This is a genomic window from Anaeromusa acidaminophila DSM 3853 (assembly GCF_000374545.1).
Lineage (GTDB): Bacteria > Bacillota > Negativicutes > Anaeromusales > Anaeromusaceae > Anaeromusa > Anaeromusa acidaminophila.
In genome coordinates this window covers 37,354-54,572 of record NZ_KB894601.1, presented here as the reverse complement: position 1 = coordinate 54,572, position 17,219 = coordinate 37,354, and the positions used below count along the sequence as shown (strand labels likewise).

Sequence of the window (17,219 nt, the reverse complement as noted above, 5' to 3'; positions counted from 1 at the left end):
CCGGCAAAATTCCGGCTACTATCTCGCCTAGTAAGCTTCAAAGCTTCGGCGCATATACCGTGCGCTCCAGTTGCGTCAGCCACGCCCCGTTTTTATGATCAAAGGTCTTGACCACCACCCGGTCCGGGTATAAATACAACGAATTCGTCCAGATGGTTTCCCGATCCATATCCGCATTATGAATAGTAGTCACCTGACCAGCGTACACATTTACAGGCGACGCAAAGCTTGCATTGGTAGCCGGCGTATGGGTATGCCCTGATACCCAAAGAAAAATTTGCGGATGCCTTTGAATAAGCTCCGCCACCGCCGCTTCCGGCTGAGCGATAAAATTAGGAGTATTGGCATCTTTATTATAGGACGCTAGCGTTCCCGCTAAGGGCGCATGGAAAAATACGATGGTCGGCAGCTGCGGATTGGCGTCAAGCTGCTGCTGCGCCCAGGCCAACTGCCGCGGTGAAATCTCTGTCAAATACTTGCCGTCCAGGGAGTCCGGCGAAAGGAAGAGCAACAAATAGCCTGCTTCTTGTTTACTGTAATACACTTCCGGCAAATGAAAAGCCGCCTTAAAGCGCTCTAATTTTTCCTGGCGCTCTCTTGCATCCGCCCGTACGCGTTTTCCCTTTTCCGAAAGTACGTCTGCATATATGTAGTCATGATTACCCACAATAGGCCAAAGCGTTTTTTTCAGGGCGCTAAAATAACGAACTGCATATGCATATTCTTCTGCTGTGCCCCGCTCTGCCGTAATATCGCCTAGCACCGCCACTTGCGCTGCATCGTCCCAGCCATTGATGTCTTGCAGCACTTTTTTCTTGGCCTCTTCAATCCGCAGCTGTTTCGCCACATCCGGTACCACTTCGGTTCGCATCGGCAAGTGCGCATCCGAAAGCAATACAATACGGCTATAACCAGCCGCAGCTCTGGGTTGGGGCAGCCAATAGGACAACAAGCACAATCCCAATACCGCCGCGCAAATAAATGCCAGCGGTCCTCGCCCACTCTGCCAACGTTTCACAATTCTCCCTCCTTAAGAAAAGTTACGGCGCGCAGCAACTGCCGCGCACCGTAACTTTCACTCATAATCCGAATTACTTTCCTGAATGGCCTCATAGGCTGCCACAATTTCCGCTTCCACTGTCAAAAAAGCTTTGATCACCAACGGATCAAACTGGCTGCCACTGCCCTCTTGTAAAATCTTCCGGCTTTCTTCGTGACTTAACGCTGCCTTGTAACAACGACGCGAACGAAGAGCGTCATATACGTCAGCTACCGCCATAATACGCGCTGAAACCGGAATCACGCCGCCATTCAAGCCGTCCGGGTACCCAGCTCCATCCCAACGTTCATGATGCCAGCGCACTATTTCAATACACGTGGTCAAAAACATATTGTGCGGATACCGTTCACGCACCGATTCCAAGGTATGCGCGCCAATCAAAGTGTGTTCTTTCATTTTTTCAAACTCCGCCGTGGTCAGACGACCAGGCTTAAGGAGAATCCCGTCTGGAATGCCTACCTTGCCGATATCATGAAGCGAACTGGCCTGCTCCATGGTCCTCACAAAACTTTCATCCGTTACTTCCCCGCATTCCGGAAGTTGCAGCAAGGCTTCCGCCAGCAAGCGGCAGCAGGTACGCACCCGCTCCAAATGGTCGCCGGTTTCGTCATCGCGAGACTCAGCCAATTTGGCCAGCGCAAAGATGGTGCTCAACTGGGTATCGGCAATCTCTTTGACCTGCGCCGCTACCATTTGTTCCAGGTTTTCCTGGTAGAAATACAACTGTAAATGCGTGCGTACCCGCGCCTCAACTTCGGTAAACTGGAACGGCTTCGTCACATAATCTACGCCGCCCGCTTCGAAAGCCTCCAGTTTTGCCTTCGCATCGCCCAGGGCGCTAATAAAGATAATGGGGATTTGTCGCCACTGTTCCTGTTCCTTCAGGCGCTTACAGACCTCAAAACCATTCATTTCCGGCATATTAATATCCAGTAAAATCAAATCCGGCATCTGCACCTGCACGGCCTTTAGAGCCAACGCCCCCGAAGGAGCCAAACGCACTTGATAGCCTTCTTCTTTAAACATCCGCGCCAAAAGCTCTAAATTATCCGGCATATCATCTACAACAAGCAATACCGGTTGACGATTAAATATCGTTTGTTTCACGAAAGCTCCTCCTTCGGCTGCAGCAATTCCAACATCGTTTCAAAAGAAAAAGCTCGCGCCATTTTGACCATTTTTTCCGCCAATTCACTATCAACTGTTTTAACTTCCTCTAGGAGAGTCAAGGTCAAATAGTAGTCCCCGCTTTCCACCGCCTGATACAACCGGCTACGAAGCTCTGGCGGTAAAACAGCAATCTCCTCACGGCATATTTTTTCCAAATTAGTCTTTTCGGATGGCAGCGGTTCTTCTTCAGCGTACTCATACTCCAACTTAAGGGCTTCTTTGATTTTATTCAGCAGCTCCCCTTCTCGAAATGGCTTACTTAAATAATCATTAGCGCCTTCGTCAAATATCTTCCGCCGTTCATCATAAAAGCTGCTGGCTGTAACAGCAATAATCGGCATTTGTTCCTCTTTCAACCGAATACGCTTAAGAACCTCATGCCCGTCCATGATGGGCATCCTCATATCCAAAAGCATTAAATCCGGCTTCCATGACTCATATAGTTCCAGCGCGGCCTGCCCATGCCGCGCACACCGCGTCTCAAACCCTAACGGTCGCAACAGCTGTGTCAAAAGCTCGCAATTCACCTTCTCGTCGTCCACCAGCAGCACCTTCGGTCTTTGGTTTATAACGCGCAAAACCCGCCGCTCTTCCTGCGCGACTTCCTCGTCGCCAGCTTGTTGTACAAGTACCTGCAGCGTAAACAAGCTGCCGGCGTCGCGCTGGCTGCGCGCTACAATTCGTCCGCCCATGAGTTTCGCATATTCCTGGCTGATGGCTAACCCCAGCCCTGTGCCGCTGCCTTGAACCTTGCCGGCGTGAAGCTGCTGAAAAGGCTTAAAGAGCTGCTCCAATTCTTCCTGGTTCATGCCAGCCCCTGAATCCTCCACCTCCAACTCAAGACGCACATAGCCGTCACCGGTTTCCTGGGCTTGTACGCGCAACGCCACAAATCCTTCTTGGGTAAATTTCACGGCATTACCCAATAGATTCAGTAAAATCTGCCGCAGCTTTCCTTCATCTGTTACAATTCTCTCCGGCACGGCTTCGCCCCGTTCCAGAACAAAACGCAGTCCCTTTTCCTCTAAGCGCAGGCGGAACATCTGCTCCACCTCATGCAAAAGTTTATCGAGCGAACAAGGCGCCAGCTGCAACTCCGTACGCCCAGCCTCGACTTTCGAAATCTCCAAAATATCATTAATCAAACGCAACAAATGCTCTCCAGCCGTATGAATGCGTTCTAAATGCTCTTTTTGACTCAGCGAAAGCGTTTCATCCCGTTGGAGCAACTGCGCAAAGCCTAATACCGCATTTAACGGCGTACGAATTTCATGCGACATGTTGGCCACAAAAAAGCTTTTCGCTAAATTGGCCGCTTCCGCCGCTTCCTTGGCTTTCACCAATTCGTCATTTACAGCAATCATCTCTTCATTCATGGCCATCAGTTCCTGCGTGCGCTCTTCCACTTTGCATTCCAGGTCATTTTTAGCTTGAAGCAGCTTCTCTTCCACTTGTTTCAAAAGCGTTATGTCGCGAATAATGCCCACAATGAAGGGCTCACCCTGCTCATTCGTATAGAGACTTTTCTTGGTTACAATAGTGCATTGGTTGCCATTAGCAGTGGTAAGGGTCTCTTCGTTAACACTCTCCTTACCACTGCTGAAAACCAGCTCGTCCTGCTCCCAAAATACCTTTGCCTCTTCCGCCGAAAAATAATCATAGTCACTCTTCCCTTGCATTTCCGCCGCTTCTTTGCTCATCATACGGCAGAATGCTTCGTTAAAAAGAACCCATTGGTGCGCCCGATTTTTGACAAATACAGGATCCGGAATCGCTTGAATGATTTTATCAAGATAGTTGCGCGAAGCCACCAGGGCCGCTTCCGCCTGCAATTGTTCCGTCACATTATGCCAGACTAAGATCAAGCAAGGTTCGTCATTCAGTTCCAGCGTATCGCCATAGCATCGTCCAGAATATAGCTCACCGCTCCTAGTTTGCCAAGACACCAATTGCCCCCGCACAGAACCTTCGTCCGTCAAGGCTTGCACAAGCTGCCGCCATTGCTTCCCATCTTGCCATATGCGAGCTTTATCAAAAGATTGCCGACTCATTTCGCTTTGAGAATAACCGAAAGTTGAAAAAAAAGCCGAGCTCGCTTCCAGCAACTGAAAATCCTGCATACGAACAATCAATATCACATCGACCGCTTGTTGAAACACCTTGGCAAACTTGGCCCCGGAACGCTCCAGTTCGCGGGTATAGCCGCGCAAAAGAACGTACAGCATCAGTGCAATGACAATGATATAGAGCGTACCTTTTGCTGTCGCTGCTAAGGTTTTCATATGCTCTGGAAAAGGCAGAGCGTACAAAAACTGATCGGAAACCGCAATCCAAAGCCAGCTCGCCAGCACATATGCGGCAACAATCTTACCCGGCGTCAACCGGCTCCACTCATTTTTAAGCATATGCGGCCCCTCCTTTTCCATGCAAAATTCCACCTTCATTATTACGTTTAAATTCCTTGCTCCTATATTGAATCCCTTCTGTATAGGCAGAAAAGTCAAATATTTATTCTTGTTTTCAAGGAGAAGAGAGGCAGCGCTGATAAAAAAAAGCAGGATTCTCCTTCCGAAAATCCTGCTTCATATACTTTATTCCGGCAAATACGAGCAGCAGTAATCCGCCACTTGCTTTACCTGCAGCTGAAATTTAGATTTTGCCGGTACCCGGAAGGAGTCGCCGCTTTTAACCGTTCTCCAAGCGCTTTCTCCCGGCAACAGCACCTCCATCTCACCTTGGAGCATTTCCATTAATTCCGCCGCATCCGTGCCGAACTCATATTCCCCAGGCAGCATGACGCCTAACGTTTTGCGCGTGCCATCCGCAAAAAGCAGCGTCCGGCTGGTCACCTTACCTTCAAAATAGATATTAGCTTCTTTTACCGCTGTCACATTTACAAATTCACTCATCATTTTCTCCTCCGCCACATTTACTGTTATCACTATTGTACGTCAATGTTATTCTCCACCCGCTCTTATACTCCTGCCCCTGCATAATTGTATACAATCACAGAGTCTTTCTTTATTATCAAAGCAATTTGCTGTATCATAAAATTAGCAAGGAGGTGTATCTTTCATGAACAAAAAGGATCTGATCATCTTAAAGGGAACGTTCCTTCATACTCCCTCGGCCGCCTCGTTTACTTGCCACAAGGAACACTATTTAGTTGCTCGCCAAGGACGCATCGTATCCTTAACGCCGGAACTGCCGGAGAAGTACGCAGGCGCCCCCATCGCCGATTACAGCGGCCACTTGCTAATTCCCGGTTTTGTAGATTTGCACACCCATGCTGCACAATTCCGCCAGCGAGGTCTGGGACTGGATTTGCCGCTCTTACCTTGGCTAGAAACATATACCTTCCCGGAAGAGCAACGTTTTTCCGCCACCGCGTATGCTAAGGAAATATATGATGCGTTTGCCGCCGAGCTGCTGCACCAGGGAACAACCCGCGTTGTTACCTGGGCTACCATTCATGAGGAAAGCGCTCGGCTGCTTTGCCACGCCTTGGAAAAATACGGCCTAAGCGCCTACGTGGGCAAAGTCAGTATGGACTGTAACTGCCCTGAGTATCTTAGAGAAGAGACGACTCAAGCCCTGAAAAGCGCCGAGGCCTTTCTGTCCGCCTATGCAAAAGGGCCGTTGGTACGCGGCATCGTCACGCCGCGCTTTGCGCCCACCTGCAGCCGGGAGCTTCTCCAAGGCCTGGGGCAGCTCTCGGCGCGCTATCAATTGCCGGTACAGTCTCATCTGTCCGAAAACAAGGAAGAAATCGCCTGGGTAAACCAGCTCTTTCCGGAGCGAGCCGGCTATCATGACGTTTATGACTACTACGGCTTATTCGGACAACAGCCGACACTGATGGCGCATTGCGTGCATCTCAGCGAGACCGCCTTGGAGCGCATGCGCGAAAAGCAAGTCTTTGCGGTGCATTGCCCGGATTCCAACCTCAACCTAGGCAGCGGCATTATGCCCGCGCGGCGCTTACTAAACGCAAACGTGCCGGTAGGCCTAGGCAGCGATGTCGGCGCTGGACACACCTTCAGCATGCCCCAAGCCATCGTTCGGGCTGTACAGCTTTCCAAGCTAGCCTTTTTACAAGATGTGTCTCAGAACCCCCTCACCCTTAGCGAATCCTTCTATTTAGCCACCAAAGGAGGCGGCCGCTTTTTCGGGCAAGTCGGCAGCTTTGAAGAAGGCTATGAGCTGGACGCGCTGGCTCTGCAGCCGGCCAAGCACCTACAAACGGCTTCCCCCATAGAGCAGTTGCAGCATTTTCTCTATACCCAAAATGCTGCCGCCATCACCACCCGCTACATTGCAGGCAAACAGCGTTCTTAACGCTGCACCGCCCCTCCATTTTCCGTACCCTTTAAAGTAAAAATAATTCTAGCAGGAAAATACTTTTCTTTGTCGAAATTGTTTCTTAAAATGCTTTAGACGGAAAATTCAGACCTTATGTTTTTCTGCAGCATTTTTTTGTTTATGTGACCTGCATCACAGACGATGCGTAAAGCTCCTTGGTATACTACGTTTGTCAACAGAACTGCATTACCTATAGTTCCAGCAGTTTTCACACGGATTTACTGTCACTTTGTATATTATAAGGAGGGAACACTATGTCAATGTTTTGCTTTCAGTGTCAAGAAACAGCTAAAGGAACCGGTTGCACCATGCGCGGCGTCTGCGGAAAGACCTCGGATGTAGCCAATCTGCAGGATCTTCTGATTTACACCCTTAAAGGAATTTCCGCGTACGCTTTGGAAGCCCGCGAAGCCAAGCTGCCTACAGGCGGAGCGGACAAATTCATCATGGAAGGCCTTTTCGCCACCATCACCAACGCCAACTTCGATAGAGAACGCTTTGTTGCTTTAATCAAGGAAGCCCTGGCGGTGCGCGAAGATGTCAAAAACGCCTTAATCAAAGCTGGCCTGACGCCTAAAGCCGCTCACGACAGCGCGTTGTGGCATGCTGACAACGTAGAAGCGTTTGAAGCCAAGGCGGCTACTGTCGGCGTCCTCTCCACGGAAAATGAAGATGTTCGTTCCTTACGGGAACTCATTATTTACGGCGTCAAAGGCATGGCTGCTTACGCCGAGCACGCTTATGTTTTGGGCTATGCGGACGACGCTATTTTCGCCGCTATGGAAAAAGCCTTGGTAGCCACCACCAATAACGCGCTTAGCGCGGATGAACTAGTTGCCCAGGTTATGGAATGCGGTAAATTCGGCGTGGACGTTATGGCGCTCTTGGACAAAGCCAATACCACTACCTACGGCTCGCCGGAAATCACCAAGGTCAATCTTGGCGTACGTAACAACCCGGCCATTCTTATCAGCGGCCACGATCTCAAGGATCTTGAAGAACTGCTGGAACAAACCAAAGGAACCGGCGTTGACGTCTACACTCACGGCGAAATGCTGCCGGCTCATTATTATCCCTTCTTCAAAAAATATGACAACTTTGTCGGCAACTACGGCAACTCCTGGTGGCTGCAGGATAAAGAATTCGAAACCTTCAACGGTCCTGTTCTGCTGACCACCAACTGTCTGGTGCCGCCTAAGGACAGCTATAAAGACCGCGTTTATGTCACCGGCGTTGTCGGCTTTGAAGGACTCAAAAAGATTGCTCCTCGCCAAGCCGGTAAAACCAAAGATTTCTCGGCGCTCATCGCCCATGCCAAACAATGTCCTTCGCCTACCAAGCTGGAAGACGGCGAACTCGTCGGCGGCTTCGCCCACAACCAAGTTCTGGCCCTGGCTGACAAAGTCATCGAAGCCGTAAAAAGCGGCGCCGTAAAACGCTTCTTCGTTATGGCCGGCTGCGATGGCCGCATGAAGAGCCGCGACTACTACAGTGAATTTGCCAAAGCTTTGCCGCAGGATGCCATCATCCTCACCGCTGGCTGCGCCAAGTACCGCTACAACAAGCTGCCTCTCGGCGATATCGGCGGCATCCCCCGCGTTCTGGACGCTGGTCAGTGTAACGACTCCTATTCCTTGGCCGTTATTGCTTTGAAACTTAAAGAAGCTTTCGGCCTGGACGATGTCAACAAACTCCCCATTTCTTACAATATTGCTTGGTACGAGCAAAAAGCCGTTATCGTACTGCTGGCGCTGTTGTACTTGGGTGTTAAAAACATTCACCTCGGTCCTACGCTGCCTGGCTTCCTCTCGCCTAATGTCGCCAAGGTTCTCGTAGAAACCTTCGGCATCGGCGGCGTCACCAATGTAGAAGACGACATGAAGATGTTCTTCTCCTAAATAACGCTTTAAAGCCCGTCCTATTGGACGGGCTTTTTTATATCACGCCAAGGAGCAGAACTAGATTTGAATAAGGACCGCAATAAGAGCCGAAGGGCGCGTGGGATTAATCTTGACATAAGCAATTTTAAAGCCGTATAGTTTGTATAATAGTTCCAGCAGTACTCTTACTAAAAATAAAGAATAGAAAGAAGGCTACACTATGAAATGGTCCGCTTGCTTTAAAGCCTATTTTACCATCTTAGCTCTTGCCCTTTGCCTGATTATGCCTGGCACGGCAGCCGCCGCAGAACTTCCGGTCGGCGTCGTGGATATTATGTATGTAATCAATAATCATCCCGATGTAGCTCAAGCCAACGCAGCCCTGCAAACCGAGCAAACACAACTGCGCCAAGAGTTTACCACAAAATCCGCCGGGTTGAGCGACAAAGACAAGCAGGCCTTGGATCAACAGCTTGGCAAGCAGTTGGCTCAAAAACGCCAAGAGCTATTTAAGCCTATTGCGGACAGCATTCAGGTCGCCATGAAAGCCGTCGCCGATGAAAAAGGACTCTCCTTAGTCATCTATAAGAACAGCGTCGCCCTGGGCGGTACGGATATCACCGCGGAAGTCCTCCAAAAGCTAAAGAAATAGGAACTGCTAATTTATTCACATCTCACATCAAAACGGCTCTTTTTCCATCAGCCATTGTCAGAAAGCCTCGGCAGAGCGCCGCTATGCCGAGGCTTTCTTTCGCGTTAAAAGAAGAAAGACGTCGGTTGTCGTGCAATCCTAGCACAACCGACCTTAGGCGCATCCAGCGCCGTTTCGTTTTGATGGAGTGTTCATTAAATTATCAGCTCCTTAACGGTAAAGTTACAAATGGAACTCGCCGAAAAAGGCAGCAGGCCGAAAACCTGCTGCCTTTTTTATTAGAGATTCTGTTAAACGAATCCTCCGTCGTACCCTCCAGTCACTCCAGCTCTCTTGTTCGTGTTCTATTTCGGATAGGCTTCCTTCGCTGGCAGCCATTCTGTCAGCACGTAGCTCGCTTGACCGCCTTCTATTTTACGCTGAAACTGCGCCTGATAGGTAGCTTCTATCAGAACCTGCCAACCAGCGGCTTTCCAGCTTTCCGGCATGGCCAGAGGATCGCCGTTAAAACCGGCAGGCGCGCGATAAACATCGACAATCGCTGCATAGTGTTCATGCCCTTTGTCATTTAAGGTGCGAATCCGAGCAAAGCGAACTCCAGCGGTTGCCTCTCCCGGTACCTGCTGCTTCACAATACCGCTAAAAAAATCAGGCAGCGATAGTTTCTCCTGCGGCAGCGCGTTCTGTCCGGCTATGCTCATGCTTTGCAGTTGCGCACTGATTTGCGCGCCATCGCCGCTGTAATAATCTCGCCGCACCAAGCCTACTTCCGGTGCATAACAGGCTACCACCACCTCATTGGGTCTAGCCAAAGAGCGAGCCTGTACCTCCACAACACCGGCAAACAGCCCTGCTGGCACCCACACTGTCTTAGTGACGCTGAGAAGGCGGTAGCGCCACATACCGTCTTCCCAGGTAGCGCCTTGTTGCAGTGGTCCTTTTAAAAGCAGCGTTTCTTGGTTAGGCTTAGCAGCAAGCAAATCTCCCTTAGCTTCACTTTCACTCAGCACCACCTGCTGCGCTATCATATCTTCCGCCATGGAAAACACTCTTGCCGTATGGGCCCCGCCATTGACATCCTCTACCTGTACCCGCCCGTCCTTGCTTTGCGTCACCGTTCGCTTAAAACCGGCAAACTCCTGTCCATAGCCGACATAGTTCCAGCTCTGCCCCAAAGCGCTCGGGAAAAAATGCCGTACATCCGCCAATCTGAACTCTTCCGCTGACATACAATCCTGGCAGGGGCCATGATCGCTATGCGCCAACGCCGCCGAAGGCCCGCTAATCATCAGAGCCATACAAGCAGCAACAACGAGTGCCCTAGGGTTTCCTGAAAAAATTTTCATCTAGACTTCCCCCGCTCTTCTGTTAGAATATCAGCCAAGCATAAAAAAACAAACCAACCCCTATAGAACCTACCACCACGCCAACGCCCCAATACCCATACGATTTACTGATCGCAGACAAGGATGACAACAAAATGCCAACCTGTAAAAACATCAATGCCTGACCGAACATCGTATTATACTGGCTGGCGGCGTCTCGTTCCGCTTCCAATTTTTGCGCTTCCTGGGTGATTTCATTTTTTTCTTTTTTGTAGCGTTTGATTTCCTCTTCAAAGGCTCCGATTTGCTTAGCAACCTCCTCTGTGCGCGTTTCCTGGGGCATCAATGCCGTCAGGGAGTCGCGTTGCACTTGATACTGCGTTTCCTTAATGCTTTTCGCCTGATAGTACGCCCATTGATCCGAAGCGCGGTTCTGCGCCAATACCATACGGTTTCCATATCCAGCCGCCTTAAACGAAGCAATCGTGGCGCACGCTGCCAAAACCAGCGTCGTCACGGCAATGACCGTTGTTAGGTGATCTTTCCACGTTTTTTTCTCATTCTGCCTGTCTGCCATAATAGCCTCCCCAATTAGTAGTTCTCCTATATTCCCGCTGTACACCGTAAAATCCTGCCTGTTCTTGCGAGTTGACACCCGCTCGCAAAAGAGTATACTAAAGGCAAGCGAACTTATTCTCAGGGCGGGGTGAAATTCCCCATCGGCGGTATCCCGGCGCAGCCGGGGAGCCCGCGAGCGCTTTTTGCCTAACCGTAAAAAGGTCAGCAGAACTGGTAACAAGCCAGTGCCGACGGTGATAGTCCGGATAGAAGAGGATAAGGCAGTTGCTAACGCATTGGCAAGTTCCGGAGTACTTTCGTCCGGCTTGTTTTACTGTGTTGCTTTTACTGTCTCTTTCTGGCCCTGATTCTGGTAAGTCCGACTTAGCATTAAGGAGGAGTATTACTATGAATCAATCTCTGCTTCACTCTTTTGGCACACCCGCAGAACGGGTGGAACACGCGCTCGCCGCCTTGCGTCAGGGACAAGGCGTCCTGGTCACCGACAATGAGGACCGGGAAAACGAGGGCGATATTTTTTTTGCCGCCCAAAGCCTGACACCCCAGCAAATGGCCTTGCTTATTCGCGAAGGCAGCGGCATTGTCTGCCTGTGCCTCACCGAGGAAAAAACCTCCCAGTTGGGCCTGCCGATGATGGTCGAAACCAATACCAGCAGTTTTCAGACCCCTTTCACCATCTCCATTGAAGCGGCTCAAGGCGTGACTACCGGCGTATCAGCAGCCGACCGCGTCGCTACAGTGAAAGCCGCCATTGCCGCTGACGCTTCCACTGCTGATCTGCGCATGCCCGGACATATGTTTCCGCTACGCGCCCGGAAAAACGGCGTCTTAGATCGGCCTGGTCACACAGAAGCAAACGTAGACCTTATGCGCCTAGCCGGTTTAGAGCCAGCCGGCGTTCTTTGCGAACTCACCAACCCAGACGGTACTATGGCCCGCCTGCCGGAAATTGCCGCATTTGCCAAAAAGCACGACATGCCGGTTGTGACGGTTGATGATATCATCGCTTACCGCCTGCAGTTTGACTGAGAAATAGCAGTTAATTTCCACCTTATACTTCTACTTGCAAAGAGCCGTCGGCGTTATATCTGCGCCGACGGCTCTTTTTTCTATGTTGCTCTTTTTTATTTCATAATCCTCTTGCGTACCCTCTGGTCACTCTGGTTCTCTTGTTTATTCTTCGCTTCTACTAACTTTTATCACACCAAGGCTTTGCTCCGCCAAGCGCCGCTGCGCCAGCGCCAGAGCATGGCCAAACCGCGAATCCATTCATCTACCAGCATGGCGGCCCAGATGCCTGGCAGGCCATAGCCCAGCACAACGCCTAGATAATATCCTAATCCAATATTCACGCTCCACATAGACAAAACCGCCATCACCACCGGGAACTGCACATCCCCGGCACCGCGCAAACCCGAAATGAGCACAATATTAAAGGTTCTTCCCGGCTCCAAGAACGCATCGATCATAAATACCAGCGCACCTAATGAAATAATCGCCTCTTCATCCGTAAAAATCCGCATCAATTCCGTACGCCCCATGAATAAGCCCAGACCAAGCACCCAGGCCGCGCCAAAAGCAATGCGGAAATTACGCATTCCTACGCGCGCCGCTTCGTCAAACCGCCCGGCGCCCACTAATTGGCCAATCATAATCACATTGGCCTGGCCGATAGCCAAGGAAAATAGAAAGGCCATCTTGATGACCGACCAAGCGTAGGTACGCGCCACATAAGCTTCCGAGCCCAAATACGTTAAAATTAAGGCCATCAAAACCGTTTGGCTCAACGTGTAGGACATGCTTTCCATCGCAGCGGGGAAGCCGATTTTCAAGACTTGACGCAGCTCCAAAAATGGAAAAGCGAGCAAATGGCGAAAAATAGCCGGTTTCAAGAGACGGGTAAATAAATACCCTTGCGCCAAAGCTACCGCCACCGCCTTGCTGCCGACCGCCGCCAGAGCCACTCCCCATACGCCTAATGCCGGAAACCCAAGCAGACCCAACCCCAACACCGCCGAGCCGCAAAGATTGAGCACATTCATTGTCGCCGTCACCGCCAAGCATTGCCTGGTCCGACCAAAGCCCTTCAAAATAGCGTCGCTGGAGAACAACAGCGCATCAAGGAAAACAAACCCGCCCACCAAGAGCAAATACGTCTTCGCATGCGCTAACAGTCCTTCTGACAAGCCCAGAAAAAGAAGCAATTCTTCGCCCCAAAAAATCAGTCCAACACTGGAGAACAGTCCCAGTCCCAAGCTAAACAGCAGCGATACGGCCGCCGTCTTATCAATGCGTTCGCGATTTCCTGCGCCAACATTCTGAGCCACTAATACCGAGGTTCCGAGCGAAATAACGGCAAAAACCAAGAATACATTCCAGAGCACCTGGGTGCATCCCTCTACTGCCGCAGCCGCTGAGCTATCATAGCGACTGAGAATATATACATTTACAACTCCCACCATAATAATGAGAGCCTGCTCAATAAAGATCGGCCAAGCCAACTTAAATAACGATTGCGTCCTCACAGCATTCTCCTTAGTCTTCTTTCAGGTGTCAGACTATCGTAGCAAAGAAGCCTCGCCCTGTCAAAGAAAAGAAAGGCCGCAGTTGCGGCCTTTCTTGCTTCTTCCAAGATCTTCCCTGGAAAGATTACTATTCTGCTCCTAATTTTTTCTCCATGCGCTTTTGGAAATTCCGCAACCCATAGCGGGACATAACAGCATTCAGGCGCTGTCCTTTTTCGCCAATTTCTTCGTACACTGCCAAAATGGCGTCCAGGTATTGGGGCACTTCTTTTTCGGTGACAAATTCCGCGACAATCTTGCCTTCCTGCGTATAACGTCCGCCTTTGCCGCCGACATAGATATGATAGCCTTCCCGCCCTGTTTGCAGCGCTTTCTTGGGGCACAAACGCACACAAACACCGCAAGACAGGCATTTTTGATAGTCGATAACCAACTCGCCGGACTCCAGCGACATAGCCTTCGCCGGACAACGCTTCACACAGGCGCCGCAACGCACGCAACTTTCCTTTTTCAGCAACGGCTCCGCCGCTCCTCGGAAGCCTACATCATGCCCCTGGGGCTTAGTACAAGCATTTGCACAGCCGCAGACCGTAAACTTCGTCTTAGCTGGCAAGTCCTTGCCTACATAGTCTTGATCCAGCATTTTTCCCAGGCTGTTCGTATCCACCAGGCCATACGGGCAAGTGCTGTTGCCGGGACACACCATGACGGGACGCACACGTAGACCGCAAACCGCATGCTGCAGCCCTGCGTCTAAAATAGCCTGCAGAGCCTCTTCAAAGCACTCTTCCGGCACGCCGGGGATCTCTACGCCCTGACGCACCGTAAAATGCACTTCACCACTTCCGAATTTCTCCGCCAACGCCGCAATCTTACGCAAATCCTCCGCTGTTGCATTCCCTGCGCAATTGCGCAGGCGCATCAAAAGAAGACCCTTCTGCCGTTGAGGAATAAAGCCGTATTTTTTATAGTCCGGTTTCGCCGCCATAACCAAGCACCTCTTCTTGCTCATTTTTACTTTTAATTATATCACTTCTGTTTGCGAAGCAAAGGCCCTCACCGGCGAGCCATCCGCCCCGCTGAGCGGTAAAGGCAGCGCAAAAAAGTTCGCACCGCTCTGAACCTCCTCTAAGCGGGTTAAATTCTCAATCAATACCAATTCCTGCGCCAAGAGCCGTTGGTGAATTTCAAAATCGTTGCTATCAATCGCGTCAAAGGAGATAGCGTCAATCCCTACCCCTTTTAGCTGGCACTTTCCTAGATAACTCGCGGCTTCCGCCGTTAAAACAGGGTACTGCCGCAAATACTGTTCCTGCCCCCAATAACGGCTCCAGCCTGTCCAAAACAGAACAAAGTCAACTTGCGCCAACCATTCTTCCTGCGCCTGCAAGTCTTTTACGCCAATCGCGCCGCCAGCGCAAGCGCGCACATCTACAATGGCCGCCCGTCCCATAAACCGTTCTAAGGGCAGCGCATCTAAGGTCTTTCCCTGTGCCAGCATATGCGCAGGCGCATCCATATGTGTTCCAACATGCGTGTTCATGGAGATTTTCTTTACCCGATACCCATGGTTCTCCACGGTAGTTACTGTAGAAAATACAGGAGCAGGCGTACCAGGATACACCGGCATGCCTTCGTGCAACGGCTGCGATAAATCGATCATTCGCATAATTCATTCCGCCTCCTCAGCTACTTCTCACTTACTAATTTGCGCTTTACGATCTGATCCGTCAAGAGGATTTTATTGACATTTTTTACGCGCTTCTTTATAGTATTCATTGTAGTGACTACTATAAAGGAGTCCTCGTTAAATGGATACACTTTGCCAAGAGTTACAAACTTTCGGCCTTACACAATATGAAGCAAAAACCTACTTAGCTCTTCTACGCCTAGGACGAAGCAACGCCTATAAAGTCAGCAAAACCGCCGGCGTCCCTCGTACCCGCATCTATGACATTCTGAACGCATTAGCCGAGTATAGCGCGACACGAAGTTTGAGAATTTGGGACATTTATTTTGAGAAAAACTCATTCGTTTAATAGTTTAAAAATCCGCTTTTCAATCGTCCTGCAATTCCCCCATTTTGCCATACCTTGCCAACTCATCAGCGTCGGTATAATATCAGCTACCGATGCTTTTCTTTTTACCCTCATCCGTTTAAAACGTTTGATTTTACCTTTCAACCTTCGCACCGTTGTATGTCTTATTTTAATACCATTATGCCAGATTCTATAGCCCAGGAAGTTTACTCCTTGCCTTTCGGGGAACACCTGGGTTTTGCTGTTAAACTCCATACGAAGGTTTTCCCATAACCAGGTTGCAAGATGTTTCTTTAAATTATATGCCTCTTCTTTTGTTTTACATACAATCATAAAGTCATCCATATATCTAACATACCATTTTATACCGAGCATATCTTTAACATAATGATCCAATTGGTCCAGGTAGATATTCGCGTATAACTGGCTTGTCAAGTTTCCTATAGGTATTCCAGCCTTGCCTCCGTGCTTATCAATATATTGGCCGCATAACCAAAGGGTTTTGCGGCATTTTATCTTTCTTATAAGTATTCTTTTAAGGATAGAATGGTCAATATTATTGAAGAACTTTTTTATATCAGCCTTGAGTATCCAACAACCAGGACCAGCCCTGCGTATAAATTCCTGCGCTCTCAACATTCCACGCTGAGAGCCTTTCCCGACTCTACAAGCGTAACTATCATAAATAAAAGACCTGTTAAACAGCGCTTCAATGACGTTTACAAGAGCGTGCTGAACCACTCTATCCTTAAAAGGCAAGGCCATTATATCTCTTTCTTTCGGCTCATATACCTTAAACAAATAATAGTCGCCTGGTTTATATGTTCCCCATATCAGGTGGTTCTGAATGTTGCATATTTCTTCTTCAAGGTTAAGAGAGAAGCGAAGCACATCACTTTTATATCGTTTGCCTAGCCGTGCTTTTTGATAGGCGGAGATTAAATTCTGCCAATCGTAAATTTTTTCGTATAAATTTCCAAAACGTTTCAAATACTATCACCTGAGTAATAAAAGTCGCCCCACATTCGCAAACGCTACCAGCCGGACGCTGACATCTTGCTGTTTACCTCTGAGAGGAAGGACGGCGGCTCCAAGAGCATGAGCACAGGACGACCGGAGAAGCGGACGTCTTCGGGCAATTGCATGCTTGCGAGGCGGAAGCCAATGTTCGTATCGGAGTTCGACGGGGCATTGTTGACGTTGAACGTAAACAGCCCGTCGAGGGCACCGTTGCCCCAGTTGCCACCTATAAGCCGCCGCCCTAATTTATGCCCGAAAACGCCGCTGCCAACCGCCCAACATACGGCCTACTTCTGCCGTCATCTTAGCAATGTTCTCATATTGTTGTCCTGGCATCAGTTTTAAGGTAGCAGCAACCCGGACTAAGAATCGAAACTGATCCAATTCTGTGTCTAATTTATCAAGTAATTGAGTTTTATTCCTAGCTTTATTGGCCTCAATCGTCGTTGTTGCCAACTGCAGTAATTTGTTTTGAATTTGCTGTCCTAAAACGAAGCGTTGGTTCTTGGGAAATTTATTACATACCGGGATGACGTATGCAGTCATATCCACGATTTTTTGCCAAATAGCTAGGTCAGATACCAATTTAAAAACCTCCAGATTTTCA

The 17,219-nt window shown here is 49.7% G+C and carries 16 protein-coding genes and 1 riboswitch; of the genes, 5 read left to right on the top strand and 11 right to left on the bottom strand.

The genetic code is table 11. The features are described from left to right. Positions 1-37 precede the first annotated feature (37 nt). The 4 genes from C508_RS19590 to ppnP form a co-directional block, all read right to left on the bottom strand. A complete protein-coding gene (locus C508_RS19590) occupies positions 38-1,018 on the bottom strand; it encodes a metallophosphoesterase family protein (RefSeq protein WP_018704145.1) in 981 nt (326 codons plus the stop codon). Positions 1,019-1,075: 57 nt separating this feature from the next. After that, complete coding sequence (locus tag C508_RS0113715; RefSeq protein ID WP_018704144.1) at positions 1,076-2,167, bottom strand: response regulator; 1,092 nt, start codon at positions 2,165-2,167, stop codon at positions 1,076-1,078. Next, a complete protein-coding gene (locus tag C508_RS18675) occupies positions 2,164-4,635 on the bottom strand; it encodes a PAS domain-containing hybrid sensor histidine kinase/response regulator (protein WP_169342534.1) in 2,472 nt (823 codons plus the stop codon). The genes C508_RS0113715 and C508_RS18675 overlap by 4 nt, the downstream gene beginning before the upstream one ends. A 186-nt stretch (positions 4,636-4,821) precedes the next feature. Further along, positions 4,822-5,139 carry a pyrimidine/purine nucleoside phosphorylase gene (ppnP, locus tag C508_RS0113705; protein ID WP_018704142.1) on the bottom strand — a complete coding sequence of 106 codons (318 nt, stop codon included), beginning with the start codon at positions 5,137-5,139 and terminating at the stop codon, positions 4,822-4,824. Positions 5,140-5,305: 166 nt separating this feature from the next. Between ppnP and C508_RS0113700 the strand changes: the two genes are divergently transcribed. From C508_RS0113700 to C508_RS0113690, 3 genes are all read left to right on the top strand, one after another. Beyond that, positions 5,306-6,568, top strand: coding sequence for an amidohydrolase family protein (locus tag C508_RS0113700; protein WP_018704141.1), 1,263 nt, complete (start codon positions 5,306-5,308; stop codon positions 6,566-6,568). A 278-nt stretch (positions 6,569-6,846) separates the two neighbouring features. After that, positions 6,847-8,490 carry a hydroxylamine reductase gene (gene hcp, locus C508_RS0113695; protein WP_018704140.1) on the top strand — a complete coding sequence of 548 codons (1,644 nt, stop codon included), beginning with the start codon at positions 6,847-6,849 and terminating at the stop codon, positions 8,488-8,490. 202 nt (positions 8,491-8,692) lie between these two features. Then, the gene (locus tag C508_RS0113690) at positions 8,693-9,124 is read left to right on the top strand and encodes an OmpH/Skp family outer membrane protein (protein ID WP_018704139.1); all 432 of its coding nucleotides are present in this window, start codon (positions 8,693-8,695) and stop codon (positions 9,122-9,124) included. 344 nt (positions 9,125-9,468) lie between these two features. On the opposite strand, the gene C508_RS0113685 is transcribed toward C508_RS0113690, so the two are convergent. After that, a complete protein-coding gene (locus C508_RS0113685; RefSeq protein WP_018704138.1) occupies positions 9,469-10,470 on the bottom strand; it encodes a hypothetical protein in 1,002 nt (333 codons plus the stop codon). A 22-nt stretch (positions 10,471-10,492) separates the two neighbouring features. Beyond that, positions 10,493-11,026 carry a DUF4337 domain-containing protein gene (locus C508_RS0113680; RefSeq protein ID WP_018704137.1) on the bottom strand — a complete coding sequence of 178 codons (534 nt, stop codon included), beginning with the start codon at positions 11,024-11,026 and terminating at the stop codon, positions 10,493-10,495. A gap of 111 nt (positions 11,027-11,137) precedes the next feature. Continuing rightward, positions 11,138-11,289: riboswitch (FMN riboswitch) on the top strand. 126 nt (positions 11,290-11,415) lie between these two features. On the opposite strand from C508_RS0113680, the gene ribB reads away from it, so the two are divergent. Beyond that, a complete protein-coding gene (gene ribB / locus C508_RS0113675; protein ID WP_018704136.1) occupies positions 11,416-12,057 on the top strand; it encodes a 3,4-dihydroxy-2-butanone-4-phosphate synthase in 642 nt (213 codons plus the stop codon). 170 nt (positions 12,058-12,227) lie between these two features. Here the strand turns inward: ribB and C508_RS0113670 are convergent, their stop codons facing one another. The 3 genes from C508_RS0113670 to C508_RS0113660 all read right to left on the bottom strand — a co-directional run bounded on the left by C508_RS0113670 (position 12,228) and on the right by C508_RS0113660 (position 15,222). Further along, positions 12,228-13,553 (bottom strand): MATE family efflux transporter, encoded by a 1,326-nt coding sequence (locus C508_RS0113670; RefSeq protein WP_018704135.1) that lies wholly within the window; start codon positions 13,551-13,553, stop codon positions 12,228-12,230. 127 nt (positions 13,554-13,680) lie between these two features. Beyond that, the gene (locus tag C508_RS0113665; RefSeq protein ID WP_018704134.1) at positions 13,681-14,541 is read right to left on the bottom strand and encodes a ferredoxin-like domain-containing protein; all 861 of its coding nucleotides are present in this window, start codon (positions 14,539-14,541) and stop codon (positions 13,681-13,683) included. A gap of 36 nt (positions 14,542-14,577) precedes the next feature. Continuing rightward, entirely contained in the window at positions 14,578-15,222 is a 645-nt protein-coding gene (locus C508_RS0113660; protein ID WP_018704133.1) for a cyclase family protein, read from the bottom strand. Between the two features lie 142 nt (positions 15,223-15,364). On the opposite strand from C508_RS0113660, the gene C508_RS20930 reads away from it, so the two are divergent. After that, the gene (locus C508_RS20930; RefSeq protein WP_018704132.1) at positions 15,365-15,592 is read left to right on the top strand and encodes a helix-turn-helix domain-containing protein; all 228 of its coding nucleotides are present in this window, start codon (positions 15,365-15,367) and stop codon (positions 15,590-15,592) included. On the opposite strand, the gene C508_RS0113650 is transcribed toward C508_RS20930, so the two are convergent. Together C508_RS0113650 and avd are read right to left on the bottom strand one after the other, a co-directional pair. After that, entirely contained in the window at positions 15,581-16,582 is a 1,002-nt protein-coding gene (locus C508_RS0113650; protein WP_018704131.1) for a reverse transcriptase/maturase family protein, read from the bottom strand. The genes C508_RS20930 and C508_RS0113650 overlap by 12 nt on opposite strands. A gap of 276 nt (positions 16,583-16,858) precedes the next feature. After that, entirely contained in the window at positions 16,859-17,197 is a 339-nt protein-coding gene (gene avd / locus C508_RS0113645; RefSeq protein ID WP_018704130.1) for a diversity-generating retroelement protein Avd, read from the bottom strand. Positions 17,198-17,219 lie beyond the last annotated feature (22 nt).